Source organism: Mesorhizobium sp. P2_A12 (genome assembly GCF_056405075.1).
The window spans coordinates 23,207-48,675 of record NZ_JBFUCU010000017.1 but is presented as its reverse complement, the minus strand read 5'-3'; the positions used below and the strand labels follow the sequence as shown (position 1 = coordinate 48,675).

Annotated in this window: 24 protein-coding genes and 1 riboswitch; of the genes, 6 read left to right on the top strand and 18 right to left on the bottom strand. The window is 62.8% G+C overall.

All coding sequences use genetic code 11. The annotated features are described in order from the left end of the window. Positions 1-49 precede the first annotated feature (49 nt). Entirely contained in the window at positions 50-1,144 is a 1,095-nt protein-coding gene (locus tag AC1DZU_RS27950; protein WP_477289843.1) for a 2'-deoxycytidine 5'-triphosphate deaminase, read from the bottom strand. A gap of 78 nt (positions 1,145-1,222) precedes the next feature. Further along, positions 1,223-1,300, top strand: a riboswitch (SAM riboswitch). Between the two features lie 57 nt (positions 1,301-1,357). Between AC1DZU_RS27950 and AC1DZU_RS27945 the strand changes: the two genes are divergently transcribed. Beyond that, positions 1,358-2,548, top strand: coding sequence for an O-succinylhomoserine sulfhydrylase (locus AC1DZU_RS27945; RefSeq protein ID WP_477289842.1), 1,191 nt, complete (start codon positions 1,358-1,360; stop codon positions 2,546-2,548). Between the two features lie 14 nt (positions 2,549-2,562). Here AC1DZU_RS27945 and AC1DZU_RS27940 read toward each other — a convergent pair whose 3' ends face one another. Next, a complete protein-coding gene (locus AC1DZU_RS27940; RefSeq protein ID WP_477289841.1) occupies positions 2,563-3,714 on the bottom strand; it encodes a ceramide glucosyltransferase in 1,152 nt (383 codons plus the stop codon). A gap of 223 nt (positions 3,715-3,937) precedes the next feature. On the opposite strand from AC1DZU_RS27940, the gene apaG reads away from it, so the two are divergent. Next, on the top strand, positions 3,938-4,330 hold the full coding sequence (gene apaG / locus AC1DZU_RS27935; RefSeq protein ID WP_095084266.1) for a Co2+/Mg2+ efflux protein ApaG: 393 nt from the start codon (positions 3,938-3,940) through the stop codon (positions 4,328-4,330). Positions 4,331-4,372: 42 nt separating this feature from the next. On the opposite strand, the gene AC1DZU_RS27930 is transcribed toward apaG, so the two are convergent. From AC1DZU_RS27930 to AC1DZU_RS27920, 3 genes are all read right to left on the bottom strand, one after another. After that, positions 4,373-5,407: an Hsp33 family molecular chaperone gene (locus tag AC1DZU_RS27930; RefSeq protein ID WP_457152061.1), complete on the bottom strand. Its 1,035-nt coding sequence runs from the start codon at positions 5,405-5,407 to the stop codon at positions 4,373-4,375. A gap of 78 nt (positions 5,408-5,485) precedes the next feature. Then, on the bottom strand, positions 5,486-6,397 hold the full coding sequence (gene argF / locus AC1DZU_RS27925) for an ornithine carbamoyltransferase (protein ID WP_457152060.1): 912 nt from the start codon (positions 6,395-6,397) through the stop codon (positions 5,486-5,488). Between the two features lie 17 nt (positions 6,398-6,414). Beyond that, positions 6,415-7,614: an acetylornithine transaminase gene (locus AC1DZU_RS27920; RefSeq protein WP_477289840.1), complete on the bottom strand. Its 1,200-nt coding sequence runs from the start codon at positions 7,612-7,614 to the stop codon at positions 6,415-6,417. 356 nt (positions 7,615-7,970) lie between these two features. On the opposite strand from AC1DZU_RS27920, the gene AC1DZU_RS27915 reads away from it, so the two are divergent. Next, a complete protein-coding gene (locus AC1DZU_RS27915) occupies positions 7,971-8,489 on the top strand; it encodes a GcrA family cell cycle regulator (protein ID WP_095082299.1) in 519 nt (172 codons plus the stop codon). A gap of 147 nt (positions 8,490-8,636) precedes the next feature. On the opposite strand, the gene AC1DZU_RS27910 is transcribed toward AC1DZU_RS27915, so the two are convergent. The 3 genes from AC1DZU_RS27910 to AC1DZU_RS27900 all read right to left on the bottom strand — a co-directional run bounded on the left by AC1DZU_RS27910 (position 8,637) and on the right by AC1DZU_RS27900 (position 11,845). Then, the gene (locus tag AC1DZU_RS27910) at positions 8,637-9,647 is read right to left on the bottom strand and encodes a magnesium and cobalt transport protein CorA (protein ID WP_184877679.1); all 1,011 of its coding nucleotides are present in this window, start codon (positions 9,645-9,647) and stop codon (positions 8,637-8,639) included. A 91-nt stretch (positions 9,648-9,738) separates the two neighbouring features. Further along, on the bottom strand, positions 9,739-10,464 hold the full coding sequence (gene phoU / locus AC1DZU_RS27905; RefSeq protein WP_184877678.1) for a phosphate signaling complex protein PhoU: 726 nt from the start codon (positions 10,462-10,464) through the stop codon (positions 9,739-9,741). Between the two features lie 115 nt (positions 10,465-10,579). After that, a complete protein-coding gene (locus AC1DZU_RS27900) occupies positions 10,580-11,845 on the bottom strand; it encodes an ATP-binding protein (RefSeq protein ID WP_477289839.1) in 1,266 nt (421 codons plus the stop codon). 180 nt (positions 11,846-12,025) lie between these two features. Between AC1DZU_RS27900 and ppk2 the strand changes: the two genes are divergently transcribed. Continuing rightward, complete coding sequence (gene ppk2 / locus AC1DZU_RS27895; protein WP_184877674.1) at positions 12,026-12,934, top strand: polyphosphate kinase 2; 909 nt, start codon at positions 12,026-12,028, stop codon at positions 12,932-12,934. Between the two features lie 67 nt (positions 12,935-13,001). On the opposite strand, the gene AC1DZU_RS27890 is transcribed toward ppk2, so the two are convergent. The 3 genes from AC1DZU_RS27890 to AC1DZU_RS27880 form a co-directional block, all read right to left on the bottom strand. After that, positions 13,002-13,751 (bottom strand): enoyl-CoA hydratase-related protein, encoded by a 750-nt coding sequence (locus AC1DZU_RS27890; protein ID WP_477289838.1) that lies wholly within the window; start codon positions 13,749-13,751, stop codon positions 13,002-13,004. A gap of 14 nt (positions 13,752-13,765) precedes the next feature. Continuing rightward, the gene (locus tag AC1DZU_RS27885) at positions 13,766-14,404 is read right to left on the bottom strand and encodes an acyl-homoserine-lactone synthase (protein WP_095082315.1); all 639 of its coding nucleotides are present in this window, start codon (positions 14,402-14,404) and stop codon (positions 13,766-13,768) included. A gap of 97 nt (positions 14,405-14,501) precedes the next feature. Then, a complete protein-coding gene (locus AC1DZU_RS27880) occupies positions 14,502-15,233 on the bottom strand; it encodes a helix-turn-helix transcriptional regulator (RefSeq protein WP_477289837.1) in 732 nt (243 codons plus the stop codon). Between the two features lie 258 nt (positions 15,234-15,491). Here AC1DZU_RS27880 and AC1DZU_RS27875 point away from each other — a divergent pair, with 258 nt between their 5' ends. Further along, positions 15,492-16,352, top strand: a complete 861-nt coding sequence (locus tag AC1DZU_RS27875) for a transporter substrate-binding domain-containing protein (RefSeq protein WP_477289836.1) — start codon at positions 15,492-15,494, stop codon at positions 16,350-16,352. Positions 16,353-16,371: 19 nt separating this feature from the next. Here AC1DZU_RS27875 and AC1DZU_RS27870 read toward each other — a convergent pair whose 3' ends face one another. After that, positions 16,372-16,785: a tellurite resistance TerB family protein gene (locus tag AC1DZU_RS27870; RefSeq protein WP_477289835.1), complete on the bottom strand. Its 414-nt coding sequence runs from the start codon at positions 16,783-16,785 to the stop codon at positions 16,372-16,374. 156 nt (positions 16,786-16,941) lie between these two features. On the opposite strand from AC1DZU_RS27870, the gene AC1DZU_RS27865 reads away from it, so the two are divergent. Beyond that, entirely contained in the window at positions 16,942-18,588 is a 1,647-nt protein-coding gene (locus tag AC1DZU_RS27865; RefSeq protein ID WP_477289834.1) for a lysine--tRNA ligase, read from the top strand. On the opposite strand, the gene AC1DZU_RS27860 is transcribed toward AC1DZU_RS27865, so the two are convergent. From AC1DZU_RS27860 to AC1DZU_RS27835, 6 genes are all read right to left on the bottom strand, one after another. Beyond that, positions 18,554-19,405, bottom strand: a complete 852-nt coding sequence (locus AC1DZU_RS27860) for a thermonuclease family protein (RefSeq protein ID WP_477289833.1) — start codon at positions 19,403-19,405, stop codon at positions 18,554-18,556. The two genes, AC1DZU_RS27865 and AC1DZU_RS27860, sit on opposite strands and share 35 nt — an antisense overlap. 9 nt (positions 19,406-19,414) lie before the next feature. After that, positions 19,415-20,056: a S24 family peptidase gene (locus AC1DZU_RS27855; RefSeq protein WP_477289832.1), complete on the bottom strand. Its 642-nt coding sequence runs from the start codon at positions 20,054-20,056 to the stop codon at positions 19,415-19,417. A 159-nt stretch (positions 20,057-20,215) separates the two neighbouring features. After that, positions 20,216-20,521: a hypothetical protein gene (locus AC1DZU_RS27850; RefSeq protein ID WP_477289831.1), complete on the bottom strand. Its 306-nt coding sequence runs from the start codon at positions 20,519-20,521 to the stop codon at positions 20,216-20,218. A 199-nt stretch (positions 20,522-20,720) separates the two neighbouring features. Beyond that, positions 20,721-22,940 (bottom strand): 3-hydroxyacyl-CoA dehydrogenase NAD-binding domain-containing protein, encoded by a 2,220-nt coding sequence (locus tag AC1DZU_RS27845; RefSeq protein ID WP_477289830.1) that lies wholly within the window; start codon positions 22,938-22,940, stop codon positions 20,721-20,723. Positions 22,941-22,955: 15 nt separating this feature from the next. Then, positions 22,956-24,164 carry an acetyl-CoA C-acetyltransferase gene (locus tag AC1DZU_RS27840; protein ID WP_477289829.1) on the bottom strand — a complete coding sequence of 403 codons (1,209 nt, stop codon included), beginning with the start codon at positions 24,162-24,164 and terminating at the stop codon, positions 22,956-22,958. Between the two features lie 84 nt (positions 24,165-24,248). Then, entirely contained in the window at positions 24,249-25,421 is a 1,173-nt protein-coding gene (locus AC1DZU_RS27835) for an acyl-CoA dehydrogenase family protein (RefSeq protein ID WP_477289828.1), read from the bottom strand. Between the last annotated feature and the right edge of the window lie 48 nt (positions 25,422-25,469).

Below are 25,469 nucleotides of genomic sequence, written 5' to 3'. Positions count from 1 at the left end.
AGCATGACGAGCCATCGCAGGCAAGTGTATTGCCCGACGGGAATTGGGTTCAGCGCGCTGGGCGGAAATGCTTGGACAGCTTCAGGCCTTGCGCCTGGTAGTTGGAGCCGAGATCGGTGCCGTAGAGCGCCTGCGGCCGCTTCAGCATATGCTCGTAGACCAGCCGGCCGACGATCTGGCCATGGTCGAGGATGAACGGCACTTCGTGGCTGCGCACTTCGAGCACTGCGCGACTGCCGGTGCCGCCCGACGCCGAATGGCCGAAACCCGGATCGAAGAAGCCGGCATAGTGGACGCGGAACTCGCCGACCAGCGGATCGAACGGGGTCATCTCGGCGGCGTAGAGCGGCGGCACATGCACCGCTTCCTGGCTGACGAGGATGTAGAATTCATCGGGATCGAGCACCAGTTCGCCGGCGCCGCTCTTGTGGATCGGCTCCCAGAAGTCGACCACCTCTTGTGCTGCGCGCTTGTCGACATCGACGAGACCGGTGTGATGCTTGCCCCGATAGCCGACCAGGCCGTTCTGATCGCCGTTGAGATCTATCGACAGTGCGATGCCGCCGCCGGAAATGTTCGGCGGCTCGGTTGCGACCAGCATCTCGGCGCGATGCAGGTCATGCAGCTCGGCTTCCGAGAGCAGTGCATTGCCGGTGCGGAAACGGATCTGGGACAGACGCGAACCGGTACGCACGACGATCGGAAAGGTGCGCGGGCTGACCTCGAGATAGAGTGGGCCGTGATAGCCGGCGGCGATCTTGTCGAACTCGTGGCCGCGATCGGTCATGACGCGGGTGAAGATGTCGAGCCGCCCGGTCGAACTCTTCGGATTGGCCGAGGCCGAAATGTCCGCCGGCAATGCCAGGCTTTCAAGCAAGGGCACGATATAGACGCAGCCGGTCTCCAGCACCGCGCCCTCGGCAAGATTGATCTCGTGCAGCTGCAGCCGATCGAGCTTTTCGGAAACCTTGTGGTTGGGGCCCGGCAGGAACGAGGCCCGCACCCGCCAGGCCTTGTCGCCGAGTCTGAGATCAAGGCTCGCCGGCTGGATCTGGTCGGCATCGAACGCGCGCCGCGACTTCAGCGCGCCGGACTGGAACAGCGCCGAAATGTCCTGATCGGGAAGAATGCCTGTCTGCCGCAAGGCTCAGCTCCTGTGCCGCTGGTACAAACCTCTTAATCAAGCCGGCAATTGACGCAAGCGTGGCGCGGGTCTAAAGGGTCGTTATCCCGTGGTGATTTGGCCGGTCGGCTTGCAGCCACGTTAAACAAGTCGCTAAAGGACCGTCGGGCCGCAAGGCCGTATGGACCGGTTGCGACTTTCGCGGCCGGTTTTTTTGTGTCTGGAACAAAAGCGATGAGCACCAAGAAGCGTAACTGGAAGCCTCAAACGACACTCGTGCATAGCGGGACCCTGCGTTCCGGTTTCGGCGAAACCTCCGAAGCGATGTACCTGACCCAGGGCTATGTCTACGAAACGGCGCAGGCCGCCGAAGCCCGCTTCAAGGGCGAGGAGCCGGGATTCATCTACTCGCGCTACGCCAACCCGACCGTCGACATGTTCGAAAAGCGCATGTGCGCGCTCGAAGGCGCCGAGGACGCGCGCGCCACCGCATCCGGCATGGCCGCGGTGACGGCCTCGCTGTTGTGCAGCGCCAAGGCCGGCGATCATATCGTGGCAGCACGCGCGCTGTTCGGCTCCTGCCGCTGGGTGGTCGAGACGCTGGCGCCGAAATATGGCATCGAGGCGACGCTGGTCGACGGCACCGACATCGCCAACTGGGAAAAGGCGGTCAAGCCGAACACCAAGCTGTTCTTCCTGGAAAGCCCGACCAACCCGACGCTGGAAGTGGTCGACATAGCCGCGGTTGCCGCGCTTGCCAATTCGATCGGTGCGCGGCTGATCGTCGACAATGTCTTTGCCACGCCCCTGCAGCAGAAGCCGCTGCAGCTCGGTGCGCACATCGTCGTCTACTCGGCGACCAAGCATATTGACGGCCAGGGCCGCTGTCTCGGCGGCGTCATCCTGTCGGACAAGAAGTGGATCGACGAGAACCTGCACGACTATTTCCGCCACACTGGCCCCAGCCTGTCGCCGTTCAATGCCTGGACGCTGCTGAAGGGGCTGGAGACGCTGCCGCTGCGCGTGCGCCAGCAGACGGAAAGCGCAGGCAGGATCGCGGATTTCTTGGCCGAGCGGCCCGAAATCGCCCGCGTCATCTATCCCGGCCGTGCCGACCACCCACAGGCGGCCATCGTCAAGAAGCAGATGTCGGGCGGCTCGACGCTGATCTGCCTGGACGTCAAGGGCGGCAAGCAGGCGGCCTTCGCCTTGCAGAACGCGCTCGACATCGTGCTGATCTCCAACAATCTCGGCGATGCCAAGAGCCTGATCACCCATCCGGCGACGACGACGCACAAGAATCTGAGCGACGAGGCGCGTGCCGAACTCGGCATCGGGCCGGGCACGCTCAGGCTGTCGGTCGGCCTGGAGGATACCGACGATCTTCTGGAAGACATCGAACAGGCGCTGAAGTCGGCAAAGTAAAAGGCCTTTGGCCATCAGGCGCCGGACGGCGTCTCTTCCAGCTCGGCTGCCTTGGTGCCGATGGTCATCGCGTTGCCGCGCCAGTCGACGGCGCCACCCAGCCAGCCGCGCGCCCACATCGCCGGCAGGATCAGGTCGCGCAACATGATCGCCGCGACCATGCGCGGCGACAGGTACCAGCCCTTGGACCAGGCCAGGGCGCATTCCGGAAGGTAGAAGGCCGCCAGCACGGCAATGGCGATTGCCCAGATGCTGACGCCGGCGCTTGCCGCCGCCAACAGCGCGAGTGCCAGCGGCACAACTGCCCCGGTCAGGATTTCGGGTGCGAAAAACCATGGGAAGGTGACGCGGCGCAGGCGCGCCCAACGGGCCTGACGCGACCAGATCTCGTCAAAGGTGCGCCGGCCGAGCGGTTGCTCGAAGGGCGCGGCGACGAGATTGACGCGCAGGCCAAGGCCATTGACCAGCTTGGTCGCGGCAGCGTCCTCGGCGATCTCGGCGGCGAGCGCACGGATGCCACCACTGGCGTCGAGCATCGGCTTGTTCCAGAGCATGCTCTTGCCCTGGGCAAAGCCGAGGCCAAGCGCCTCGCCAGCATATTGCCAGCGCGCTTGCAGCGTGTTGAGGAAAGCGCATTCGACCTCGGCCCAGAAGCCAGCGGGCCGCGAGCCTATCGGCGTCGAGCAGACAAGGCCGGTGTCGGGCCGCCATGCAGCCATCAGGTGCTGCACGTAGTCTCTCGGCATCAACACGTTGGAATCGGCCAGGACAACCCAATCGTGGCGCGCTGCCTCCCAACCCTTGACGCAATTGTTGAGTTTCGGGTTGGCGCTGATGCGGTCGTCGCCGATCAGCAGCCGCGCCGGCACCTTGGGAGAACGGGCGATGGCGGCACGGATCAGCCTGACCACCGGATCGTCGGCATGGGCGACGCAGAAGACCAGTTCGTAGCGCGGCCAGTCGAGCGAGAGGGCGCGCTCCAGCGTCTCCTGCGTGAACGGCTCGACGCCACGCGACGGCACGATAATCGACACCGGCAGCGGCTTGCCGGCTGGCGGCGCGATGGTGCTGCGCCGCTTCAGACGCGAAGCGGCGAGCAGGATGCTGGCGAGGTTTGAAAGGATGAGAGCGATCGAAAGCGAGGCGGCTATGAGGGTGAGTTCCATCGAGACCTGGCCACTCCAGAAAAGACGGCGCGCGTGATGGCCGTTTTCAACAGTTCGACAGAGCGCCGAGTCGCCCGCTTCGTGCACACCACCATTGTCATGTGTCACTTAAATGACATTCTTTGTCGGCACCTGCCTTTCAGGCCGGGCGCGACAAGACGCGCACGTTGACCTGCTCGCCCGGAGCGAGGACAGTTCGACCTGGATTGTTTTGGAGCCGCTTATGTACCGCGCCGTGACGCGCAACATCGAAGTGCAGGTCAGGCCGTTCTATCTGGAGGACCGCTCAGACCCGTCGGAGAACCGCTATGTCTGGGGCTATCAGATAACGATCGACAACCAGTCGGATGAGTTCGTGCAGCTGTTGTCGCGCTATTGGCACATCACCGACGGCACCGGAAGGGTCGAGGAGGTGCGCGGTCCCGGCGTCGTCGGCGACCAGCCCGAACTCAATCCCGGCGACAGCTATCAATACACGTCCGGTTGCCCGCTTTCGACACCGTCCGGCATCATGGTCGGGCACTATACGATGCGCAACAAGCGGGGCGAGACGTTCGACATCGCCATCCCCGCCTTCTCGCTTGATCTGCCGGGGACGCGGCGGACGGTGAATTAGCTTCGCCTCACCGGCCGCCAAGCAGCCGGTGAGGCGCGTTCTCTACTGGGCCGCCGCAAATTCCGCCGGATCGAAGTCATATTGCTTCGAGCAGAATTCGCAGGCGACGTGGATGCCGCCGTCTTCGGTGCTGTCCTTGATCTCCTGCGCCGAGAATCCCTCGAGGATGCCACGGATCTTGTCCCTCGAGCATGAGCACTGGTCGGCAACCGGTACGCCGCCGAAGACGCGCACGCCATGCTCGTGGAACAGCCGGTACAGCAGCCGCTCGGCGCCGATCGTCGGGTCGATCAGTTCGGTCGGCTCGATGGTGCCGAGCAATGCCAGCAGCTCCTGCCAGGAATTGTCGGCCGGATCGTGGATCTCCTCGCGCGGATCGCCATCGCCGCCCGGCAGGTCCGGAACGCGCATGCGCTCGGGCGACTGCGGCAGGAACTGCGCCAGGATGCCACCGGCACGCCACTGCTCGCGAGCGCCGCCGACGCCAGGCGTCAGCAGCTTGGCCACCGAAAGCCTGATATCGGTCGGAATCTGCTCCGACTGGCGGAAATAGGTGCGGGCCGCGTCTTCCAGCGTTTCGCCATCGAGCTGGACGATACCCTGATAGCGCTGCGTGTGAGCACCCTGGTCGATGGTCAGCGCCAGCACGCCGCTGCCGAGCAGCGTCTGCTGAGACGTTTCGCCGGCCGCGACCAGCGCCTCCAGCCTGTCTGCATCGAAGCGGGCATAGGCCCGCAGTGCCGAGGGCGTGGAAAAATCCGCCACCAGCATGTCGACCGGCCCGTCGGTGCGGGTCTGCAGGATGAACTTGCCTTCGAATTTGAGCGAGGTGCCGAGCAGCACCGTCAGCACGCAGGCTTCCGCCAGCAGGCGGGCGACCGGCTCGGGATAGTCGTGACGGCTGAGGATGGCGTCGAGCATCGGCCCGAGCTGGACGGTGCGGCCGCGCACATCGAGCGGGCCGACCTCGAAGGGTACGACGTGATCGTCGCCGGCGTAGCCGAATTCGCCGAGTTTGGGGTGATGTTCAGTCACTTGATAGGTTTCCAACATGACAATGCTCCAGGGCGCGGCCATGCCGCCCTGGAGGGCGCATGCTTCGAAACGCGCTTGATTTGCGTGATGCGGCGCAGATAGGCATCACACCCCCAGAGATCAAGCGCCGAGACACCAGGCGAGCACGGCCTTCTGGGCATGGAGCCGGTTCTCGGCCTCGTCGAAGACCACCGAATGCGGCCCGTCAATGACCTCGTCGGTCACTTCCTCGCCGCGGTGCGCCGGCAGGCAGTGCATGAACAGCGCCTCCGGCTTGGCCTTCGCCATCAGCTTGGCATTGACCTGGTAGGGCGAGAACACGTTGTGGCCGCGGGCGCGATGCTCCTGGCCCATCGACACCCAACAATCGGTGACGACGCAGTCGGCCTGGTCGACGGCTTCCTCGGGCGAGCGGGTGAAGTGCAGCTTGCCACCATGCGCCTGCGACCAGTCGATATGCTTCTGTTCCGGCTCGCTGCCTTCGGGCACGGCGACGTTGAGGTTGAAGCGGAACCGCGCCGAGGCCTCGAGCAGCGAATGCAACACATTGTTGCCGTCGCCGGTCCAGGCGATGGTCTTGCCGGCAACCGGACCGCGATGCTCCTCGAAGGTCATGATATCGGCCATCAGCTGGCAGGGATGGGTGTCGTCGGTCAGTCCATTGATGACCGGAACGGTGGCATTCTCGGTCAGTTCGAGCAGCCGCTCATGCGAGGTGGTGCGGATCATGATCGCGTCGACGTAGCGCGACAGCACCTTGGCGGTGTCGGCAATGGTCTCGGAGCGGCCGAGCTGCATCTCGGTGCCGGTCAGCATGATGGTTTCGCCGCCGAGCTGGCGCATGCCGACGTCGAAGGACACGCGGGTGCGCGTCGAGGGCTTGTCGAAGATCATCGCCAGCACCTTGCCTTCGAGCGGCCTGGTCCGCTCGCCGGCCTTGAGGCGAGCCTTTCGCACCACCGCATCATCAAGCATGAAGCGCAGATCGCCTTCGGAAACGGCGGAAAGATCGGTGAAATGGCGAACTGACATCAGCAATGGTTCCGGGATTACTTCGCGGCGGCGGCGGCGATCGCCTCCGCCAGGCCCTTGGCGCCGGCGCGGATGCGGTTGAGCGCGTCGTGGATCTCGGCATCAGTGACAGTGAGCGGCGGCAACAGGCGAATGACGTTGTCGCCGGCCGGAACCGCCAGCAGGTGCTGGTCGCGCAATGCCATGTTCACCTTGGTGTTGGGCATGGCGCACTTGAGACCGAGCATCAGCCCGGTGCCCCTGATGTCCTCGATGACCTCGGGAAACTCGTCGGCGACCGCCGCCAGCCCCTGCTTCATCAGCAACGCCTTACGCTGGACATCTTCCAGAAAGCCGTCTTCCAGCACCACGTCGAGCACCGCGTTGCCGACCGCCATGGCCAGCGGGTTGCCGCCGAAAGTGGTGCCATGCACACCGGACGTCATGCCAATGGCCGCCTCATCCGTGGCAAGGCAGGCGCCCATCGGGAAGCCGCCGCCAATGCCCTTGGCGATCGCCATGATGTCGGGCGTGACGCCGGACCATTCATGCGCGAACAGCTTGCCGGTCCGGCCGATGCCGCACTGCACCTCGTCGTAGATCAGCAGCAGGCCGTGCTGTTCGCACAACTGCCTGAGCCGCTTCAGCGATTGCGTCGGCACCGGGCGGATGCCCCCCTCGCCCTGTACAGGCTCGATCAGGATCGCCGCGGTCTCCGGCGTGATCGCCTTTTCGGCCGCATCGATGTCATCGAAGCCGACCTGGTCGAAGCCCTCGACCTTGGGTCCAAATCCTTCAAGGTACTTGAACTGACCGCCGGCCGCGATGGTCGCCAGCGTGCGGCCGTGGAAGGCGCCCTCGAAGGTGATGATGCGGAAGCGTTCGGGATGTCCCTTGACGAAATGGTAGCGCCGCGCCGTCTTGATCGCGCATTCCAGCGCCTCGGCGCCGGAATTGGTGAAGAACACCTTGTCGGCGAAGGTGGCGTCCACCAGCCGCTCGCCGAGCCGGCTTTGCCCCGGAATCTCGTAGAGATTGGAAACATGCCAGAGCTTCGCGGCTTGCTCGGTCAGTGCTGAGACCAGGTGCGGATGGCTGTGACCCAGCGAATTGACGGCGATGCCGCCGGCGAAATCGAGATATCGCTCGCCCTTGTCGGTAACCAGCCAAGTGCCTTCCCCATGGTCGAAGGCCAGGGGTGCGCGAGCAAAGGTCTCGTAAAGCGCCGAACCGCTCATTATATGCGTCTCCGGTACCGGAAAATCAAAAAAGCCGCCAAAGCGGCGGCCTGTGCGGCTTATCGTGTTTTTCGGCCATGAAGTCAACGAAAACGTCGCGTAGTGCCCCGCGGCAAGCCCTCCGACGCAACGCCGGCTCACGAGCGACCGGGCAAGTTGGGGAAAACCTAAAAAACCGATTCGTGTTGCACTTGGGACTCTTGTCACCGAGTCAGCGCATAGAGTAGTTGTAGTCAAGAAATAACTAGATTTCGTGCGGCGGACCTAATCACCAGATATATGTGGTGTCTGCCCCGGCAAATGTTGCCGGGCCGGGAGTGGATTCCGATTGCCGCACGCTTAGCAGGAGCGGTCTCATGAACTGGACTGACGAGCGGGTAGAACTTCTCAGAAAACTGTGGTCCGAGGGTCTGAGCGCAAGCCAGATTGCTGCGCAGCTTGGTGGGGTCAGCCGCAATGCGGTCATCGGTAAGGTGCACCGGCTGAAACTGTCGGGCCGCGGTCGGTCGACCGCCACGCCGGCACGCCAGAAGAAGGCGGCGCAAGGATCGACCGTTCAGAAATCGGTGTCGCGCGCCGCAAGCGCCGTCCGCCATGTCACGACGTCGATCGGCGCCACGGCGTTGCAGACCCAGTTCGACGCCGAACCGGTGGCGCGCCACTATATCCGCCCGGTCGAGAATGTCGTGGTGCCGATCTCACGGCATCTGCAGCTCGTCGAGCTGACCGAGCGGACCTGCAAATGGCCGAACGGCGATCCGCTTTCGGAGGACTTCAATTTCTGCGGCAACGAAGCCGCCGAAACCGGCCCCTACTGCAAGTACCACGCCCGCGTGGCGTTCCAGCCGGCATCGGAGCGGCGGCGGAGTCGCTGAGCGAATAGCGAATAGCGAATAGCGAATAGCGAATAGCGAATAGCGAATAGCGAATAGCGAATAGCGAATAGGAACTGATTGAGCGTCCGCGAGGAGGCAATCCAGTTTTTCCCCTATTCGCCACTCCCTGTTCGCTATTCGCTTCTTTCACAGCCAGCCATTCTTGCGAAAGCGCCAGTAGAGAAACGAACAGATCAGCGCGATCGTGGCCAGCACCACCGGGTAGCCATATTCCATCTTCAGTTCCGGCATGTCGCTGAAATTCATGCCGTAAATGCCGGCGAATGCCGTCGGCACCGCCAGGATGGCGGCCCAGGAGGCAAGTTTCTTGGAGATCGCCGTCTCCTGGCTCTGGCCGACCAGAAGGCTGGCCTCGAAAGCAAACGCCAGCACCTCGCGCAGACTGTCGATCTTTTCCTGCACGGTGCGGATATGGTCGGTCACGTCACGAAACAGCGGATGCATGGCGGTGTGGATCTGCGGCAGGTCGGCACTGGTCAGCCGGCGACAAACCTCAACCAGCGGCAGTGCCGCATTGCGCAAGCGCAAAAGATCGCGGCGCAGCATATAGAGCCGCTCGATGTCGGGACCTGTCATCGGCTTCAAGAGGACCCTGTCCTCGATCACCTCGACCTCGTCCTCGATCTGCTCGAGCACGGGCATGTAATTGTCGACGATGAAATCGAGAATGGCGTAGAGGACGAAATCCTCGCCCTTGGCCAGCGAATGCGGGCAGCTTTCCCAATGCTGACGAACGGCGGCATAGGACGTGGACGGGCCATGCCTGACGCTGACGATGTAGCCGCTGCCGACGAACAAATGGGTCTCGCCGAAGGTGACCCGGCCGTCGATCAGCTGCGCGGTGCGGGCGACGATGAACAAGGCGTCGCCGTATTGCTCGATCTTCGGCCGCTGGTGCGGGTGCTCGGCATCCTCGATCGCCAGTTCATGCAGGTGGAACTGTGCCTGGACGCGAAGCAGCAGGTTGCGGTCGGGCTCAAGCAGGCCAATCCAGACGACATGACCGGTTTTTTTCGCCCATTCGCCGGCTTCCTCGATGGGAATGTCGGCAATGCGACGCCCAGCCGTGTAGACGCCGCAAGCGATAATGCCGGATGTCGGCGCAGGCGCCGGAGTCAGGTTCCGAACATTTTCCATCACAACCTCCCGAAGCCAATCCACGGACGAGGATACAGGAAAGCCCGGAAAGTCTAGCGCAATTCGGACGATGGTTCGAGAGCGCGACCGTTCAATTAACCGGAGGCGTTACGGAAAGGCTGATCTTGTCGGTCTTGTCGCCCTTCGGCCGCTCGGCCGGCATCTGCTCGCCGGTGACGATGTAGTAGATGGTCTCGGCGATGTTGGTGGCGTGATCGCCGATGCGCTCGATGTTCTTGGCGCAAAACAGCAGATGCGTGCATGGTGTGATGTTGCGTGGATCTTCCATCATGTAGGTCAGCAATTCGCGAAACAGCGACGTGTACATGGCGTCGATCTGGTCGTCGCGGTCGCGCACGAAGCCGATCTTGTCGACCGAGCGCGATGCGTAGACATCGAGCACTTCCTTGAGCTGGGTCAGCGCCAGGTTGGCCAAGGCCTCGAGGCCGCGGAACAGGCTGGTCGGCTGGCGTCCGTCTGTGACGGCGCCTACACGCTTGGCAACGTTCTTGCCGAGGTCGCCGACCCGTTCGAGGTCGGCGGAAATGCGGATGGCGCCGACGATCTCGCGCAGGTCCGTCGCCATCGGCTGGCGCTTGGCGATGATGATGATCGCCTTGTCGTCGATTTCGCGTTGTCCTTCATCGAGCACGGCATCGTCTCGGATGACCTTCTGGGCGAGGCCGGGGTCGGCATTGACGAGGGCGGCAACCGCCTGTTCGACCATACGCTCGGCATGGCCGCCCATCGCCGCGATGCGCTTCGACAGATATTTCAGCTCCTCGTCATAGGCGCTCATGATATGCACGGACTGCATGGCAAAATGCCTTCCCACGGGGTGTCTTGTTTTTGAGTCGTTTCCTCGAATCCCCGCTGATACGCTAGCCGGATGACAGAAAAAAGAAACGATCCAGTGCAAAACTAGGGCAGTATCAGTGCGTCGGCAAATGAACCGAGAAGGCAGCGCCCTTGCCGAATTCGGACTTGATCGAAAGCCGTGCATTGTGGCGGGTCAGGATATGCTTGACGATCGACAGACCGAGGCCGGTTCCCTTCTGGGTGCGGCTGGTCTCGACATCGACGCGATAGAAGCGCTCGGTGATGCGCGGAATGTGTTCCTCGGGAATGCCGGGGCCAAAGTCCCTGATGGTCACGTCGATGCCTGGCTCTGAGCCGGCATCGCCGCGCGCGATTGACACCACGACGCGGCCGCCCGACTGCCCGTATTTGCAGGCGTTTTCCAGGAGGTTCTCGAAAACCTGGAAGAGCTCGTCGCGATCCCCCGGCACGTCAAGCGGGCCGTCGTCGTAATCCCGTTCGACGATAACGCTGTTTTCCCTGGCCAGCGGTCCGAGCGAATCGATGACGCTATCGACCGTCTCACGCAGGTCGACCTCGGTTCCCGGCTTCAGATAGGGCTTCATCTCGAGCCGCGACAGCGACAACAAATCATCGATCAGGCGCGCCATGCGCCCGGTCTGGCTCTGCATGATCTGCAGGAACTGGTCGCGCGCCGCCGGGTCGTTGCGGGCCGGTCCGCGCAGCGTTTCGATAAAGCCGGAGATCGAGGCGAGCGGCGTGCGCAGTTCGTGGCTGGCATTGGCGATGAAATCGGCGCGCATGCGGTCGATCCTGCGCGCTTCGCTCTGGTCCTTGAACACCAGCACATAGAGATCGGTGCCGTGGCCGACCGAGGAGGCACTCACCCGGTAAGCCCGTTCGACCGGCAGCTTCTCCGTATAGTCGACGACGTCAGAGGCGACATCGCCCGACAACACGCCGTCCAGCAAAGCCTGCATTTCCGGCGCCCGGAATTTCAGCGACAGCGACAGACCGGGCGCAATCCCGCCGAAGGCGGCGAAAGCGGCGGCATTGGCGTGGACGATGGTGGCGGTCCGGTCGAAGATGATCAGCGGGTCGGCGACGGCGGCGGCAAGATATTCGCCGGAGAGCCGTTGCAGGCCGATTGCCTCGATTGCCGCGGCGCTCTCGGCCGATTGGCGCGTGCCGGTGACCGGTAGCATTGCCGCTGCAAGCAGCAGCGCCAGCGCCGCAAGGACGACAAAGCCGGATATCGCGGCCAAAGCATAGACGGCGAGAATCGCGACGACGCCGGCAATCAGCAGCCAGCGGCTGTTGCACAGTCGGATGGCCAGGCCTTGCGCCATGCCTCTCTGCTCTGCGTCCAGGTCAGCCATTCGCTCGCGCGCCCGCACCCTTGCCTCGCACCCGACCGGTGACGGGAACTTCCGCTGGACCGGTCTAACGCATGACCTAGAAAATCGGAATCGATTTTCTGAAAGGATCATGCGCAAAATCAAAAGTGCTGTAGTGGCTCCCAATAGCATGAGTCCGGAAGCAGAAAAGGGTTCGTCTCGATGAAAAAAGCCAAGGAAACTCCCGCCGCGCCGACTTCGGGCCCGCTGAAGATCAGGATCGACGGCAAGGAGCGGGAATTCGACATTGAAAATCCCGTACTTCCCGACTGGGTCGAAGACAAAAAGCTGACCGCCGGCGGTTACCCCTACGACAAGAAGATGAAAAGCGACGAGTATGACGAGACGCTCGAGAAATTGCAGATCGAGCTGGTCAAGGCGCAGGCGTGGCTGCAGTCGACCGGCAAAAGGGTGATGGCGCTGTTCGAGGGCCGCGACGCCGCCGGCAAGGGCGGCACGATCTTCGTGCTGCGCCAGTACCTCAACCCTCGTACCGCGCGCAACGTGGCGCTGACCAAGCCAACCCCGACCGAGCAGGGGCAGTGGTACTTCCAGCGCTATGTCGACCATTTTCCGACATCGGGTGAGTTCCTCACCTTCGATCGCTCCTGGTACAACCGCGCCGGCGTCGAGCCGGTGATGGGTTTTTGCACGCCGCAGCAGCACGAGCAGTTTCTCGACGAGACACCGCATTTCGAACGGATGATCGCCAATGACGGCATCCACTTCTTCAAATTCTGGCTGAACATCGGCCGGGAGACACAGCTCGAGCGCTTTCACGATCGCCGCTTCAGCCCGCTGAAAAGCTGGAAGTTTTCGCCGATCGACGTTGCCGGCATCACCAAGTGGGACGACTACACCAAGGTCCGCGACACCATGTTCGAGCGCACCCACAAGGAATTCGCGCCGTGGATCATCATACGGGCCAATGACAAGCGGCGCGCGCGGCTGGCGGTCATTCGGCGCATCCTCCTGTCGCTGCCCTATGACGGGCGCGATCTCGACATCATCGGCAAGGAAGACAGGAAGATCATTGGCGAAGGGCCGTCGTTTCTCGGAAAGCAAGACTGACGTCTTCTGCGCCGCGCAGCCAGAGGCCGCGCGGCGCTTTCGTCATCGAGGCCTTTCGGTCGACCGTTCAAGCCACCAGCCGGGCTATGCGCTGCAATCGCCGCAGCGTGGTGTCATCCTGCAGCGCCTGCTGGAAAAGCGAAATCTCCTGATCGATACGGTCGCACAGCGCGCTGGTGTTGCCTTTGAGTAGACCCCGCGTTTGCAGCAAGGCCGCGACCGGCTTCTTGACAAGCTGCCTCGCCCGGCCGAGTGCCGCGTCCTCGACGCTGCCGCCCGGCACGATCTCGGCGACGAGGCCGAGCGCCCTGGCATCCTCGGCGCGAAGCGTGTCGCCGAGGCAGAAGAAGCGGAAAGCACCGGCATAGCCGAGTTTCTGCGGCGCCAGGATGCTGGTCGCGGCATCCGGGACCAGGCCAAAATCGACGAACGGCACCCGGAACGTGCTTTGATCGGACGCGATCACCATGTCGCAATGGAACAGGATCGTGCAGCCGACGCCGACGGCATCGCCATCGACGCAGGCTAGGATGGGCTTGGGAAACGTCGCCAGCGTGCGAAACAGATCGGTGACGGCGGCGATCAGTTTCTGGTGCTTGGTGGCGTCAAGGAATTCGGAGAAATCGCCGCCGAGACAGAAGCAGCCTGACAGGCCGCGCAGCACGACGACGCGCACCTCCTCATCGTCGGCGGCTTCATGGAAGGTCTTTGCCAGGCTTTCATAGGCTCCTCTGTCCAGCACCGGCCGGCCGTCATTCGACGATACGGTGACCATTAGCGTGTGGTTGCGGAGTTCTGGTTGCGGATGGGGGCTCATGACTGTCTCCGATTTCACGACGCACGCCTTTGGCCGAGCATGTCGGGGTATCCCCTGGTCAGCACGGGAGCAAAATGATTGCGGCGCGAACGCACCACATCGAGCGTGTGCTCGTTGAAGGTAAGCAAGGTGGCTACGACCTGCTGGTTGCCATAGGTGCGCTGATAGCCCAGCGGGGTCGCCAGGAAATGCAGCTGCAATGCGCGCAGCACCCACATCGGCTCGAACTCGATGATCACCTGGTTGACGTTGCGCTTCAGTCCCCACTCGACGAAGCCAGCGATCAGCTCGGTGCCGACGGTTGACACGCCGCGACGGCCATCGCGGTAACCTGGAGCGACTGCATAGCGGGTCAACTCATAGATGTTGGGTCCGGAGGGCGGCGTTCCTTCAAAGAGGTCGGTCAGCACCTCGGTCAGCAGATGTCCCCGCGTCGTCGGCAAAAGCCGCTGGTAGCCTGCGACTTCACTGCCCCTGATGACGATTTGATGGACGGCCTCGTCATGATCGAACTGATCGCATTCGAGCCCGTCGGGGCGCCTGAGGTCCTCCCATCCCATCTCCTCGACGAATATCTTGTAGCGCAAGCGATGGACCGCCTCCCAAAGGTCCGGGCGTTCCATCAATTCTTGGGTTGTGAGAGAAAAAAGCATTCCGTCATCTCCTGGTTTCAGAGGAAGATACGGCCGTGCTTCGATGAGAAAATTGCGTGATCGCGTAGGCTAGAATTGCTAGGCCGGCACGGCCGACCTAACTAATGTAGCCCCGCCTTATCGCTTCCGCGACCGCCTGAACCCGGTTGACGGCACCAAGTTTGCTTTTGGCGTTAAGAAGATGTTTCTCCGAGGTGTGTTCGGAGATGCCGAGGATTTGCGAAATCTCCCACTCGGACTTACCGACGGCGGCCCATTGCAGGCATTCGCGTTCGCGCGGCGTCAGTACGATGTGATCGATGGTGTTGCTCGCCATCGTATGGAGCTGCATGGCGCGGCCGACCGCATAGGTCGACACCAGCGACACCATGCCGAACTCGGCCGCCGACAATTCGACTGCCTCGCCGCCCAGCGACACCATGACGATCTGGCCGTCGAGCGTGATCAGCGGGAAGGCCAGTCCGTCGCGCAGCTTGAACGCGCCGGCATCGCCCATCACTTCGCCGCTGCTTTTGTCGATGCGGGCGCCCTGTGAGGCTTCGCGCCACTGGAACGGCGCCTGCAGCTGTTTCATGTGGCTGACGACCGGGTCGTGATCGACATAGTTGCGCGCTACATAGCGCTCCAGCCATTCAACAGGCCAGTCGCAGAGAAGCACATGCTGCTTTTGCTGGCCGCTTGGCGTGCCCGGCTGCGGCACGGTTCCCGCCATCAGCGCGGTGAGCCCGAAATCCGACGTTACACCCAGCAACGTTTCGCAGACTGCCGCCGCCGTTCCGGCGTGCTGCAGTTGGTCTATGAATTCCAGCGTGCGATCGAACTGACCCATCGCAACATCAACCCTATGTTGCCTCATGCATTGCGACCAATGATGCGTGCTTCGTTTGCACTTCACCACCGACCACGGATTGCAAACCGCATGTTTCCGGTCGTGGTTCTCAACCCTGGTCCCCCAACCAAGGCAGCCACTGCTATTTGCAAACTCCCTAAAGCATATCCTGAAATCGACGCGTTGAAATCAAAAAGCATTGTACCTTTGTCATTTTCGTACCAAAACCTGCCAACACGACTGCGGCGGAGTCTTATCGTGGCGTTCCAGTGGAGGTTTTTGGCTCTTGCGTCGCTGCTGATCGGAGCGCTGTCGGTCGCCGGTGCCGCGCCCGCCGCCGAGCCGCAGGTGCCGCAGGTGCCGGTGCTGTGGGATGCCAAGGAGCGGCTGCCAAAACCGGACCTCTCGGCACTGCCCCGGCTGCGCTTCCTGACGACCACGGATTTTCCGCCCTTCAATTTCCTCGACGGCTCGGGAAAACTGTCCGGTTTCCATATCGATCTGGCACGCGCCATCTGCGCCGAGCTTGGTATTGTCGACAAATGCCAGATCCAGGCCCTGCCCTGGGCAGAGCTCGAAGGCGCGCTGCAGAAAGGTGAGGGCGAAGCGATCATCGCCGGCATCGCCGCAACGCCCGAATCGCGCTCGACCTATGCCTTCTCGCGCTCCTACCTGCAGTTCCCGGCCCGCTTCGTCACGCAGAAGAGCAAGGATCTGACCGAACCGGTCTTCGACAAATTGCGCGGCAAGCGTGTCGGCGTGCTCGCCGGCTCGGCGCATGAGCGCATGTTGCGCGACTATTTCAACACCGTTCAGATCGTCCCTTTCGACAGGCCGGAAGATCTCTATGCCGATCTCAAGGCCGGCAAGCTCGACGCCGCCTTCGGCGACGGCATGCGGCTGGCCTTCTGGCTGGGCGGCTCGGATGCGGCCGGCTGCTGCCGCTTTGCCGGCGGTCCCTATCTGGCGCCCGAATATCTGGGTTCGGGCATGGCCATCGCCACCAGGGCGGACGACCCCGCACTGGCCGCCGCGTTCGACTACGCGCTGCAGGAGATCTCGATGAAGGGCACGTTCGCCGAATTCTACCTGCGCTATTTCCCGGTCAGCTTTTTCTAGCCAACCGAAAGGCAGCGCCCTAGGTCAGGGTGCGCAGCCTCGCCTTGGCGGCACGACCGATAGCGGCGACCGTCAGCGTGTCGAGATCGAGCTGGCGGCGGATGAGCTGCAGCACTCGGACTTCTTCCATGCGCATTTCGAGATCGACGGCGGCCACTTCGAAGGCGGCGGCATAGGCGGTGTCGCGCAAGCGCTCCGGCAGGGCCTGGGCAACCCGCGCAAGAACGCCTTCCAGCCCGTCCTTTTCATTAAGCATCTTCTGGCAGGCCTGGGCGACGCTGACCAGCCGGTCGCGATTGAAGTCCTCGAACACCGGCCACGAGCGGACGACGTCGCCGATCCGGGCCAACTCGACATCGGTCATGTCGCGGTCGGAAGCCGAGGTGATGACCATCAGGTAGATCAGCGCTTCATGCGGCGTCGGCAACGGCATTCTGTACTCCTTGAATGGCTCCGAAGGTAGGAAAGCGGTATCTGCACCGCAAGGAAAAAGCGCTGCACGCGTTGACGCTCCGGCCACGCACGCCTAGAGACCGGTTGAAAACCCCTGTTCCGGGCAACACCGGCGATTTATTTGGAAAACTGTGACATGGCGGGATCAAACACCATCGATCTCAATCCCGAGCTGCTGGCGGCCGCGACCGAGAGCAAGGCATGGCCGTTCGAGGAAGCCAAGAAGATCATCGAACGCTACAAAGGCACCGACTTTCCTGAAACAATCCTGTTCGAGACCGGCTACGGACCGTCGGGCCTGCCGCATATCGGCACGTTCGGCGAGGTGGCGCGCACAACGATGGTGCGGCACGCCTTCCGCGTCCTGACGCAGGACAAGGTTGCGACCAAGCTGCTGTGCTTTTCCGACGACATGGACGGCATGCGCAAGATCCCCGACAACGTGCCGGATCGTGCAGCGCTGGAACCACATTTGCACAAGCCGCTGTCGTCGGTGCCCAATCCTTTCGGCGACGATTATCCGAGCTTTGCCGATCACAACAACGCGATGCTTTGCCGCTTCCTGGACACGTTCGGCTTCGACTACGAGTTCGCCAGCGCGACGCAATATTACAAGTCGGGCCGCTTCGACGCGATGCTGCTGCGCGCCGCCGAACGCTATGACCAGATCATGGCGGTGATGCTGCCGACGCTCGGCTCCGAGCGGCAGGCCACCTACAGTCCGTTCCTGCCGATTTCGCCGAAGAGCGGCCGCGTGCTTTACGTGCCGATGAAGCATGTCGACGCCAAGGCCGGTACCATCACCTTCGACGATGAAAGCACCGAGACCACGCTTTCGATCACCGGCGGCAGGGTGAAGTTGCAGTGGAAGCCGGATTTCGGCATGCGCTGGGCAGCGCTCGGCGTCGATTTCGAAATGTTCGGCAAGGACCACCAGACCAATGCGGTGGTCTATGACCGCATCTGCAACATCCTGGGCGGGCGCGCGCCGGAGCATTTCGTCTATGAACTGTTCCTCGACGAAAACGGCCAGAAGATCTCGAAGTCGAAGGGCAACGGGCTCACCATCGACGAGTGGCTGACCTATGCGCCGACCGAGAGCCTCGGGCTATATATGTACCAGCGGCCGCGGCAGGCCAAGAAGCTGTATTTCGATGTCATCCCGAGAGCAGTGGACGAGTATTACACCTTCCTCGGCGCTTACCCGCGGCAGGACTGGAAGGAGCGGCTGGGCAACCCGGTCTGGCATATGCATGACGGCAACCCGCCGGCCATCGACATGCCGGTGCCGTTCTCGCTGCTGCTCAACCTGGTCAGCGCTTCCAACGCGCAGAACAAGGATGTGCTGTGGGGCTTCATTTCGCGTCATACCGCGGGGGTGACGCCAAAGACGCATCCCGAGCTCGACCAGCTGGTCGGCCATGCGATCCGCTATTTCGACGATTTCGTGAAGCCGTCGAAAACCTTCCGCCCGGCCGACGAGGTCGAGCGCGAGGCGCTGGCAGCCCTCGACACGGCGCTTGGCGCGCTGCCGGCGGACGCCAACGGCGAAGCGATCCAGAACGCTTCGCTCAATGTCGCACGCAGGATCGAACGCTATCAGGATCATTCCAAGCAGAGCCCGGAAGGTGGCCCCGGTGTGTCGGGCGCCTTCTTCCAGATGATCTACCAGGTGCTGATCGGCCAGGAGCGCGGCCCGCGCTTCGGCTCGTTCGCCGCGCTCTATGGCATTGCCGAGACGCGGGCGCTCATTGAGCGGGCGCTGGCTGGTCAGCTGGCTTGAGCACGCCGTCGACCTCTTCCAGGATCGAGCTCGGCGCCTGAGGCGCCGGGCTGGGTGCGGCCGGCATCGCCGGCATGCCGGAAAGGTTCGGCGCCGATCCGAAAATGCCCTTCCTGGCCGTGCGCGCCTTGTCGCCGGCCTCGACATAGGGCCCACCCTTGGCGGCGCGGGCCCAGCCGTTTTCGACCAGCCATTGACCGACATCCTGCTTACCGATCCGGCATTCGGCGGCGATCAGGTCGCGACCACCCTCCGGCGGCACGGTGCAGACCACCGCGCGGCCACGCAAGAAGGCGCGGAACGCCGTTCGCGCGCGGATACCGCACGGCCAGGATTTGCCGTCATCGCTGCAGGTCTCGTCCTGCCTGACGATGTCGATGCCCGACACCGCGACCGAATAGCCTTTGGCCTCGATCAGGCCGGCGGCCTGCGCGACCGGCTGGAACAGCTTTGTCCCGTTCCAGTCGTCGGGCATTTTCGGCTTGGGCGGCACGGCCAGCGCCAGCTTGCTCAACGGCTCGCGCGGCTCGACGCGCTCAAGCCCTTCGGCGGGCAGTTCCGGTGGTACGATAATTTCAGGATCGATCGCCCTCGAATGTGGCGCCGGCTTTGGCGGCTGCGGAGCGGTTATGGCGGATGTCGCCGGTTCTGCGGGCACCGTCTCGGTGCCCTCCTGCGAGATCGTGTCGGCGCCCGGATCGACCTGATCCACCGTTACTACGCCTTCAGTTCCCTTCAGCGTGCGACCGCCGGCGACGACCATGGCGGCCATCGCCGGCACCATCAGAACCGCCAGGACAAGATGAGGGAGCCGCACCAGCCGGGCCTACTGGCTTGCCCAGACAATCCGCGCCACCCATTCGACATCGCGCATGGGAATGTCGCGGTCCGGATGATCGGGATTGAGCGAGACCAGTGCAATCGACTTGACGGTCTGGCGCTCGAGCACCTTGGCCATCACTTCGCCGGCGGTTGTCTTGACGACGACGCGATCGCCCTTGCGGGCGATTGCGCCAGGCTCGACGATGAGGACGTCGCCATTGCGGTAGAGCGGCAGCATGGAATCACCTTGCACCTGCAGCGCATAGGAGTTCTCGGTCGATTGCGCCGGCAGTTCAACCAGATCCCAGCCCTGCCCGGCCGGGAAGCCGGCATCGTCGAAGAAGCCGCCGGCGCCGGCTTGGGCAAAGCCGAGCAACGGCACGGAGCGCCTGAGGGCGACCGATGCGGATCCGGTCCTGCCCTCGATCAGGCCGATGAATTCGTCGAGCGTAGCCCCTGTCGCCTCGATGATCTTGGCCAGCGATTCGGTCGACGGCCAACGCGGCCGGCCATCCGACGACAGACGTTTCGACTTGTTGAAAGCCGTCGAATCGAGCCCCGCGCGCCGGGCCAGCCCCGAAGCCGACAGCGAATAGCGCTCGGCGAGAGCATCGATGGCAGCCCAGACACGGTCATGCGAGAGCAATCTCGCTCTCCTCGAAACAGGAAAAAATGCCTCTTCCTGTCTAACGCGCAACCGCCGCCATGTCCACCGGGCGCAGCCGGCGGATCGCCGACAAAACTGTGTGCCGCCGCGACAACGCCGCGCGGTTCAGTGATCGGACACCAATGATCGCCGATGAACCTATCCGGCCATCGCCGCCATCGCCCTCGGCAAGCCCTTCCTGAGTTCCTCGGCGTTCATCACCGGGATCATCTCGACGCTGGCATTGAAGGCGAAGAAGAACCGCTCGGCGACATAGGGCATATCCGAACTGTCCTTTACCTCCACGACGAGATAGGCCGTCCGCCGGCCGCCGTCGGCGGTGAAATAGGCGGCCTCCGGGCCGAGGTCGGACAAGGTGTGCTCGATGAACTTGGCCATGCTGCCGTTCTTGATCGCCTTGTTGCCTTCCTCGGCCGGGATGGAAACTCTCAGCATCATACGCATGACGATTACGTCCTTCTGCCAACTTTAGGTTAGCAAAAGCTAATTTATCACCGACGGACCGCATGGGAAAGCTGAAGCGCGCCGGCCACGGCTACGTGCCGTGGCCATCATGCGCAAATCAAAGGGCGACAAGCGTCCTTTGCGCCTCCGAAAGACGCGCGCAGCGCTGCCGTCGCACCCAGACATAGATCGACCAGCGTCAGGCCGCCTGCTTCACGTCACCCTTGGCGTAGGGATCGAAGCGTTCGTAGAAGGTCTCGCCCTTTTCGGCCATGTCGAGCAGCAGCTTTGGCGCCTTGAATTCGGCGCCGTATTTCTTCTGCAGCTTCTTGGCGATCTTGACGAATGCTTTGGCGCCGATACCGTCGATATAGGACAGCGCGCCGCCGGTGTAAGGCGCGAAGCCGAAGGCCAGGATCGAGCCGACATCGGCCTCGCGTGGGTCGGTGACGATGCCCTCTTCCATCACCCGGGCCGCTTCCAGCGCGATGGTGACCAGCAGCCGCTGCTGCAGCTCTTCATAATCGACCTTCTCCGCCGCAAGCTGAGGGAAGAGATCCTTGAGGCCCGGCCACAGCTTCTTCTTGGCCGGCTTGGCGGGATAGTCGTAAAAACCCTTGCCGTTCTTACGGCCGAAGCGGCCATGATCGTCGACCATGGTGTTGATCAGCGCCATTTGCTTCTGGTCGACGGCGGTGTCGCCGAGATCGCGCATGGTCTGCTTCATGATTTTCTGCGCGAGGTCGATGGCCGTCTCGTCGGTCAGAGCCAGCGGGCCGACCGGCATGCCGGCGGCCTTTGCCGCATTCTCGATCATTGGCGCGGGCACGCCCTCGATCAGCATCTTGTAGGCTTCCGACATGTAACGCAGCACGCAGCGATTGACGTAGAAGCCGCGGGTGTCGTTGACGACGATCGGCGTCTTCTTGATGGCGCGGACGAAATCGATGGCTGTCGCGAGCGCCTTGTCGCCGGTCTTCTTGCCCAAAATGATCTCGACCAGCATCATCCTGTCGACCGGCGAGAAGAAATGGATGCCGATGAAGTTCTTCGGCCGCGCCGAGTTCTTGGCCAGCGAGGAGATCGGGATGGTCGAGGTGTTGGAGGCGAAGATGGCCGAGGCTTTAAGCACAGCTTCCGCCTGCTCGGTGGCGCTCTTCTTGACGGCGGAATCCTCGAACACCGCTTCGACCACCAGGTCGCAACCGGCAAGGTCGGCATAGTCGGCCGTCGGCGTGATCAGCGACAGAAGTTTGTCCTTCTCCTCCGGCTTGGCGCGGCCCTTCTTCACCTGATCCGTGACCAGGCTGTCGGAATGCGCCTTACCCTTGGCGGCCGACTCCATGTCGCGGTCGAGCAGAACCACCGGAATGCCGGCCTTGGCGGTGACATAGGCGATGCCGGCGCCCATGAAGCCGGCGCCGAGAATGCCGATCTTCTTGAACTTGGTTTCCGGCACGCCGGCCGGGCGACGCGCGCCCTTGTTCAGTTCCTGCAGCGATACGAACAGCGATCGGATCATCGCCGCCGCTTCCTGGGTCTGCATGATCTCGGTGAAATAGCGCTGCTCGATGCGCAGGGCCGTGTCGAACGGCACCAGCAGGCCTTCATAGACGCATTTCAGGATCGCGGCGGCAGCTGGATAATTGCCATAGGTCTCGCGGCGCAGGATCGCGATGGCCGGCGGCCATAGATTGAAGCCGGCTGGCGAATAGATCTGGCCTCCGGGCAGCTTAAAACCCTTCTCGTCCCACGGCGCCACCGGCTTCAGGCCGTTCCTGATCATCGCCTTCGCGGTTTCGACCAGCTTGGCCGGTTCGGCGATCTCATGGATCAGGCCCATCGACTTGGCCTTCTGCGGCGACAACGCCTGGCCGGACGTCAGCATCTGCAGCGCCTGCTGCTGATCGGTCAACCGCGGTACGCGCTGGGTGCCGCCGGCGCCCGGGAAGATGCCTATCTTCACTTCGGGAAGCGCCATCCTGACCTTGTCGCTATCGGCCGCGACACGGCCGTGGCAAGCGAGCGACAGTTCGAAGGCGCCGCCCATGCAGGTGCCATTGATCGCCGACACCCAGGGCTTGCCTGACGTTTCCAGCTTGCGGAACAGGCCGGTCATAGTGCCTGCATTGTCGAACAGCGCCTTGGTGGCCTTTTCGACATCCTTGTCCTTGTCAGTGGCGAAGTTGGTCAGCATCTTCTGCAGCATGGTGATGTCGGCGCCGCCGGAGAAGCTGTCCTTGCCAGAGGTGATCACCGCCCCCTTGATGGTGGCATCGCCCGCCACCGTGTCGACGATGGCGTTCAGTTCCAGCATCGCCTCTTCGGTGAAGACATTCATCGAGCGGCCCGGCATGTCCCAGGTGACCAGCGCAATGCCGTTGGCGTCGATGTCGAGGGTGAAATTGGTGTAGCTCATGATTTCTCTCCCCTATCAGACGCGTTCGATGATCGTTGCGGTGCCCATGCCGGCACCGATGCACAGCGTTATCAGTGCGGTGTTGAGATCGCGGCGCTCGAGTTCGTCCAGCACCGTGCCGAAGATCATCGCGCCGGTCGCGCCGAGCGGATGGCCCATGGCGATGGCGCCGCCATTGACGTTGATCTTGTCGTGCTCGATGTCGAAGGCCTGCATGTAGCGCAGCACGACCGAGGCGAAGGCCTCGTTGAGCTCGAACAGGTCGATATCCGACAGCTTCATCTTGGCACGCTTCAACAGCTTCTCGGTGACGTCGACCGGGCCGGTCAGCATCAGCACCGGTTCGGAGCCGATGTTGGCGAAGGTACGGATGCGAGCACGCGGCTTCAGCCCCATCGCCTTGCCGGCCTTCTTCGAGCCGAGCAGCACGGCGGCAGCGCCATCGACGATGCCGGACGAATTGCCGGCATGGTGGACGTGGTTGACCTCTTCCACCTCCGGATGCTTCTGCACCGCGACGGCATCGAACCCCCCCATTTCGCCAGGCATGACGAAGGAAGGGTTGAGCGAGGCCAGCGACTGCATGTCGGTCGACGGGCGCATATGCTCGTCATGGTCGAGGATGGTCAGGCCGTTCTGGTCCTTGATCGGGATGACGGACTTCTTGAAACGGCCATCGGCCCAGGACTTTGCCGCGCGCTTCTGGCTCTCGACCGCATAGGCGTCGACGTCGTCGCGGGAGAAACCGTATTTGGTGGCGATCAGGTCGGCCGAGATGCCTTGCGGCACGAACCAGCCGGGCAGGCCAACCGAAGGATCCATGAACCAGGCGCCGCCGGAGGCGCCCATGCCGACGCGCGACATCGATTCGACGCCGCCGGCGATGACGATGTCGTCCGCGCCCTGTGCGATCTTGGCAGCGCCGAGATTGATGGCGTCAAGGCCCGACGCGCAGAAGCGCGAGATCTGCATGCCAGGCGCCTTGGTGTCATAGCCGGCCTCGAAGGCGGCGGCGCGCGGAATGACCGAGCCCGCCTCGCCTACCGGATCGACGCAGCCGAAGATGATGTCGTCGACATTGCCGGTGTCGAGCCCGTTGCGATCGCGCAAGGCTTCGAGCGTCCTGGCGGCAAGCCGCACCGCCGGCACCTCGTGCAGCGATCCGTCCTTCTTGCCCTTGCCGCGCGGCGTGCGCACAGCGTCATAGACATAAGCTTCGGCCATCTTTTGCTCCTTGGGTTTATCGAACGGCTTTAGACTGATGCATGTCGATCTCCCAAAACCGGGAAAACTTTTGGGCGACATGCATTAGAGCGAGCGTCCGATCAGCAATTTCATGATCTCGTTGGTGCCGCCGTAGATGCGCTGGACGCGAGCGTCGCGGAACATGCGGGCGATCGGGTATTCATTCATGTAGCCATAGCCGCCATGCAATTGAAGGCATTCGTCGACGACTTTTCCCTGCAGGTCGCTGAGCCAGTATTTGGCCATCGACGCCGTCACCGGGTCGAGGCCACCGGTGATGTGGCGGGTCACACAATCATTGTAGAAGACACGGCCGATGGTCGCTTCGGTCTTCAACTCGGCCAGCTTGAACTGGGTGTTCTGGAAATCGATGACCGCCTTGCCGAACGCCTTGCGGTCCTTGACGTAGTCGATGGTCAGCGCCAGGGCGCGCTCGATCATGGCAATGGCGCCGGTGCCGATCTGCAGCCGCTCCTGCGGCAATTGCTGCATCAGCTGGACAAAGCCCTGCCCTTCCTCATGGCCGAGCAGGTTGGAAGTCGGCACGCGCATATCGTTGAAGAACAGCTCCGAGGTGTCGTTGGCCTTCAACCCGATCTTGTCGAGGTTGCGGCCGCGCTGGAAGCCTTCGACCTCATCGGTCTCGACGACGATCAGCGAGGTGCCCTTGGCGCCCTTCTCCGGATCGGTCTTGGTGACGACGATGACGAAGTTGGCAAGCTGGCCATTGGTGATGAAGGTCTTGGAGCCGTTGATCTTGTACTGGTTGCCATCCTTCTCGGCGCGCGTCTTGACGCCCTGCAGGTCGGAGCCGGCACCCGGCTCGGTCATGGCTATGGCGCCGATCAGCTCGCCGGTCGCCAGCTTCGGCAGCCACTTCTTCTTCTGCTCTTCAGAGCCGTAGTGGAGGATGTAGGGCGCCACGATCGAGTTGTGCAGGCCGATGCCGAAACCATCGACACCGACATGGCCAATGGCCTCGATGATGGCGCTCTCATGCGCGAAGGTGCCGCCGGAGCCGCCATATTCCTCCGGCATCGAGGCGCAGAGCAGACCGGCAGCGCCGGCCTTCAACCAGCTCTCGCGATCGACCATCTCGTTCTTCTCGAATTCGTCGTAGCGCGGCGCGATTTCCTCCGACATGAAGCGGTGCGCCATGTCGTAGAGCATGCCGACCTCGTCCGCCGCCCAGGCGGGCGTCGGCAAAGAGAGCACTTCAGCGGGATTTGTCGCCACGATTTCCTCCGCGTATCGACAGACAGGGCCGGTGGTGCCGGCGTTCGA

Bases quoted from the DNA above. Each gene is read 5' to 3' on its own strand.
- AC1DZU_RS27945 (WP_477289842.1), top strand. From the start codon at position 1,358: ATGAGCACCAAGAAGCGTAACTGGAAGCCTCAAACGACACTCGTGCAT.
- AC1DZU_RS27940 (WP_477289841.1), bottom strand. From the start codon at position 3,714: ATGGAACTCACCCTCATAGCCGCCTCGCTTTCGATCGCTCTCATCCTT.
- apaG (WP_095084266.1), top strand. From the start codon at position 3,938: ATGTACCGCGCCGTGACGCGCAACATCGAAGTGCAGGTCAGGCCGTTC.
- AC1DZU_RS27930 (WP_457152061.1), bottom strand. From the start codon at position 5,407: ATGGCCGCGCCCTGGAGCATTGTCATGTTGGAAACCTATCAAGTGACT.
- argF (WP_457152060.1), bottom strand. From the start codon at position 6,397: ATGTCAGTTCGCCATTTCACCGATCTTTCCGCCGTTTCCGAAGGCGAT.
- AC1DZU_RS27920 (WP_477289840.1), bottom strand. From the start codon at position 7,614: ATGAGCGGTTCGGCGCTTTACGAGACCTTTGCTCGCGCACCCCTGGCC.
- AC1DZU_RS27915 (WP_095082299.1), top strand. From the start codon at position 7,971: ATGAACTGGACTGACGAGCGGGTAGAACTTCTCAGAAAACTGTGGTCC.
- AC1DZU_RS27910 (WP_184877679.1), bottom strand. From the start codon at position 9,647: ATGGAAAATGTTCGGAACCTGACTCCGGCGCCTGCGCCGACATCCGGC.
- phoU (WP_184877678.1), bottom strand. From the start codon at position 10,464: ATGCAGTCCGTGCATATCATGAGCGCCTATGACGAGGAGCTGAAATAT.
- AC1DZU_RS27900 (WP_477289839.1), bottom strand. From the start codon at position 11,845: ATGGCTGACCTGGACGCAGAGCAGAGAGGCATGGCGCAAGGCCTGGCC.
- ppk2 (WP_184877674.1), top strand. From the start codon at position 12,026: ATGAAAAAAGCCAAGGAAACTCCCGCCGCGCCGACTTCGGGCCCGCTG.
- AC1DZU_RS27890 (WP_477289838.1), bottom strand. From the start codon at position 13,751: ATGAGCCCCCATCCGCAACCAGAACTCCGCAACCACACGCTAATGGTC.
- AC1DZU_RS27885 (WP_095082315.1), bottom strand. From the start codon at position 14,404: ATGCTTTTTTCTCTCACAACCCAAGAATTGATGGAACGCCCGGACCTT.
- AC1DZU_RS27880 (WP_477289837.1), bottom strand. From the start codon at position 15,233: ATGGGTCAGTTCGATCGCACGCTGGAATTCATAGACCAACTGCAGCAC.
- AC1DZU_RS27870 (WP_477289835.1), bottom strand. From the start codon at position 16,785: ATGCCGTTGCCGACGCCGCATGAAGCGCTGATCTACCTGATGGTCATC.
- AC1DZU_RS27865 (WP_477289834.1), top strand. From the start codon at position 16,942: ATGGCGGGATCAAACACCATCGATCTCAATCCCGAGCTGCTGGCGGCC.
- AC1DZU_RS27850 (WP_477289831.1), bottom strand. From the start codon at position 20,521: ATGCGTATGATGCTGAGAGTTTCCATCCCGGCCGAGGAAGGCAACAAG.
- AC1DZU_RS27845 (WP_477289830.1), bottom strand. From the start codon at position 22,940: ATGAGCTACACCAATTTCACCCTCGACATCGACGCCAACGGCATTGCG.
- AC1DZU_RS27840 (WP_477289829.1), bottom strand. From the start codon at position 24,164: ATGGCCGAAGCTTATGTCTATGACGCTGTGCGCACGCCGCGCGGCAAG.